The 4,115-nt window shown below is 71.1% G+C and carries 2 protein-coding genes; both read left to right on the top strand.

Annotated elements, in window-relative coordinates; all coding sequences use genetic code 11:
* Positions 1–926: carbohydrate-binding protein (locus ACFV4N_RS40615; RefSeq protein WP_499678016.1), on the top strand; the 926-nt coding region annotated here is incomplete at its 5' end.
* Between the two features lie 384 nt (positions 927–1,310).
* The gene (locus ACFV4N_RS40610; protein ID WP_499678015.1) at positions 1,311–4,034 is read left to right on the top strand and encodes a beta-L-arabinofuranosidase domain-containing protein; all 2,724 of its coding nucleotides are present in this window, start codon (positions 1,311–1,313) and stop codon (positions 4,032–4,034) included.
* The last annotated feature ends 81 nt before the right edge of the window (positions 4,035–4,115 follow it).

Below are 4,115 nucleotides of genomic sequence, written 5' to 3'. Positions count from 1 at the left end.
TGATCTTCAAGAACCCCGGCACCTACTACGGCGCCGGCGGCAACAACCCCCAGTCCGTCTTCGAGCTGGGCGGCGAGCACTACTTCACCTACCACGCGCAGACGGTGAACCGCCGCATCACCGGCGGCGCGACGCAGGGGTTCCGCAGCCCGCACATCGCCAAGCTGGAGTTCAACCCGGACGGCACCATCAAGGAGGTCCTCGGCACCTTCGACGGCGTCGAGCAGCTCCGCCGGCTCGACCCCTACCGGGTGATCGAGGCGGAGACCATCGCCTGGCAGCAGGGCCTGGCCACCAAGCGGCTCACCGCGCCGAACGACGTGCCGGACCTGGCCCTGCACGACGTCGACGCCGGTGACTGGACGTCGCTCTCCTCGGCGGACTTCGGCTCCGGCGCCACCGGTGTGTCGGCCCGCGTCAAACCGCTCGTGGCGGGTGCGAGCGTCGAGGTCCGCCTGGACGACCGCACCGGGCCGGTGGTCGCGACCATCCCGGTCGACGCGCCGATCGGCGAGTGGGCCGAGGTCGGGACCGACCTCGACGGCGTCTCGGGCGTGCACGACGTGTACTTCACCTTCGTCGGGCCGGAGGGCCGCGACCTGGTCGAGGTCGACAGCTGGCGGTTCACCGAGCCGTCGCTGCGGGTCGAGGGCGCCGCGGACACCCGGTGCACCGGCCCGCACGTGAAGCTGACCGTCCAGGTGACCAACCGGGAGTCGGTGCCCGTGGACGTCGAGGTCGAGACGCCTTACGGCGCCAAGTCGTTCGGCAAGGTCCAGCCGGGCAAGACCCGTTCCCACCCGTTCACGACGCGGAAGTCGGCCGTGGACGCCGGAGCGGTGGAGGTGACGGCGAGGGCGAAGGTCGACGGGCACGAGGTGTCCGCCGGGTTCCAGGTCCCGTACGAGGCGCGCGGCTGCCGCTGACCGGCGGCACGGGGCGGTCCGGGGTTCCCGGGCCGCCCCGTGCCGTGCGCACCGGTCGTCCAGGTCGGCGGCAACCGTCCGCAGCGGTATTGACACCAATAGTGTTACCGCTAACACTAGAGCGTAACGCTCCGGTCACTCAGCCGGCACCGCTGTGCGATCCACGATCGCTTGCCAGCCGAGAAGCACCATGCCCGAGAAGCGTTCCGCCCTGCCGTCCACACGCCTACCCGCGTTGGCCGGCAGGAGCACATGATTGTTAGCGATAACAAGTCTGCTCGCCGGGACGCGGTCGGCCCCCGGCGGGGAGTTCACCACCGCTTGCGGACAGGCGCGACCGCAGCCACCGCAGCCGATCCCGGGAGCCTCATGTCGTCCTCACCGTTGAGCCGTCGCAGGCTGTTGCAGGCCGCAGGAGTCGCGGCCGTCGCGACCACCGCACCCGCCCTGTTCCACGGCGCCGCCGAGGCGGCGGTGATCCCACCGGTGCGCGCCGACCTCGGCGTGTCGGCCCACGCGTTCAACCTCGACCAGGTCCGCCTCACCACGGGCCGGTGGCTGGACAACCAGAACCGCACGCTGTCCTACCTCCGGTTCGTCGACGTCGACCGGCTGCTCTACAACTTCCGCGCCAACCACCGGCTGTCCACGAACGGCGCGGCGCCGCTGGGCGGCTGGGAGGCGCCGAACTTCCCGTTCCGGACCCACAGCCAGGGCCACTTCCTCACCGCGTGGGCGCAGGCGTGGGCGGTGCTGGGCGACACCACGTGCCGGGACCGGGCCAACCACATGGTCGCGGAGCTGGCCAAGTGCCAGGCCAACAACGCCGCCGCCGGGTTCAACACCGGGTACCTGGCCGGCTTCCCGGAGTCCGACTTCGACGCGCTGGAGGCCGGTTCCCCGAAGGCGGTGTCGTACTACTCGCTGCACAAGACCCTGGCCGGCCTGCTGGACGCGTGGCGCCTGATCGGCAACACCCAGGCCCGCGACGTGCTGCTGCGGCTCGCCGGGTGGGTGGACTGGCGCACCGCCCGGCTGTCCTACAGCCAGATGCAACGCGTGCTGGGCACCGAGTTCGGCGGCATGAACGCCGTGCTGGCCGACCTGTACCAGCAGACCGGCGACGCCCGCTGGCTCACCGCGGCGCAGCGGTTCGACCACGCCGCCGTGTTCGACCCCCTGGCCGCCAACCAGGACCGGCTCAACGGGCTGCACGCCAACACGCAGGTCCCGAAGTGGATCGGCGCGGCGCGCGAGTACAAGGCCACGGGCACCACGCGCTACCGCGACATCGCCACCAACGCCTGGAACATCACCGTGGCCGCGCACACCTACGCCATCGGCGGCAACAGCCAGGCCGAGCACTTCCGCGCGCCCAACGCCATCGCGGCCTACCTCAACACCGACACCGCCGAGGCGTGCAACACCTACAACATGCTCAAGCTCACCCGCGAGCTGTGGCAGCTCGACCCGAACAACGCGGCCTACTTCGACTACTACGAGCGCGCCCTGCTCAACCACCTCATCGGCCAGCAGAACACCGCCGACCCGCACGGCCACATCTGCTACTTCACCGGCCTCAACCCCGGCCACCGGCGCGGCAACACCGGACCGGCCTGGGGCGGCGGCAACTGGAGCACCGACTACACCACGTTCTGGTGCTGCCAGGGCACCGGCATCGAGACCAACACCAAGCTCTCCGACTCGATCTACTTCCACAACGGCACCACGCTCACGGTGAACCTCTACGCGCCGTCGGTGCTGAACTGGTCGCAGCGCGGCATCACCGTCACCCAGAGCACGAACATCCCGGTCACCGACACCACCACCCTCACCGTCACCGGCAACGTGAGCGGGTCGTGGACGATGCGGCTGCGCATCCCTTCCTGGACCAGCGGCGCCACGATCAGCGTCAACGGCGTGGCCCAGGGCGTCGCCACGACGCCGGGCAGCTACGCGTCGCTGACCAGGTCCTGGGCCTCCGGCGACACCGTCACCCTGCGCCTGCCCATGCGCGTGACGACCGTGGCCGCCAACGACAACCCCTCCGTCGTGGCCGTCACCTACGGCCCCGCCGTGCTGGCGGGCAACTACGGCAACAGCGCGCTGTCCGGGCTGCCGACGCTCGACGTCGCCTCGGTCACCCGCACGAGCACCTCCGCGCTCGCGTTCACCGCGCGGGCCAACGGCTCGACGGTCAACCTGGGGCCGTTCTACGACGCCCACGGCCACAACTACGCGGTCTACTGGAACACCGGCGGTGGCGGCGGCGGTTCCGACGCCGGGTACCGGCTGTTCAACGCCGCCAGCGGCCTCGTGCTGGGCGTGCAGGACATGTCCACCGCCGACGGCGCGAACGCGCTCCAGTGGGGCGACACCGGCACCCGCGACCACCTCTGGCAGCTCGTCCCGGACGGCTCGAACGTCCGGCTGCGCAACCTCAACAGCGGCAAGGTCCTCGGCGTGCAGGACATGTCCACCGCCGACAACGCCCGCGTCCTGCAGTGGTCCGACACCGGCACCGCCGACCACCGCTGGACCGTCCTGGACAACGGCGACGGCACCCACCGGATCCGCAACGCCAACAGCGGCAAGCTGCTCGGCATCCTCAGCGGCTCCACCGCCCAGGGCGCGCAGGCCGTCCAGGACCCGGACAACGGCTCCGCCGACAACCGCTGGCGCTTCGTGCCCACCGGCGCCCGGCGCGTCCAGAACCTCAACAGCGGCCTGGTGCTGGGCGTGCAGGACATGTCCACCGCCGACGGCGGCCTGGTCGTCCAGTGGGACGACAACGGCACGGCCGACCACCTGTGGACCGCGGTGCTCGACCCCGACGGGTACTTCCGGCTGCGCAACTCGAACAGCGGCAAGGTGCTCGGCGTGGAGAACGCCGCGAACAGCAACGGGGCCCGCGTGCTCCAGTGGGCCGACAACGGCACCAACGACCACAAGTGGCGGCTCCGCTACGGCACGGGCGGCTGCTTCCGCATCCAGTGCGCCAACGGCGGCCGGGTGCTGGGCGTCAACGGGGCGTCCACGGCCCGGGGCGCTCAGGTCGTCCTGTGGGACGACAACGGCACCGACGACCACCTGTGGCGCTTCATCTGACGCCCGATCCCCGGATCAGGCGCGGAGCCCCGGTGCGGACTCGTCCGCACCGGGGCACCGGTTCCTACCGGGTCCACCGCG

Source organism: Actinosynnema sp. NPDC059797, from assembly GCF_042732085.1.
GTDB lineage: Bacteria > Actinomycetota > Actinomycetes > Mycobacteriales > Pseudonocardiaceae > Actinosynnema.
Note: the sequence above shows the minus strand (reverse complement) of the source record. Positions and strands in the feature narration are given on the sequence as shown.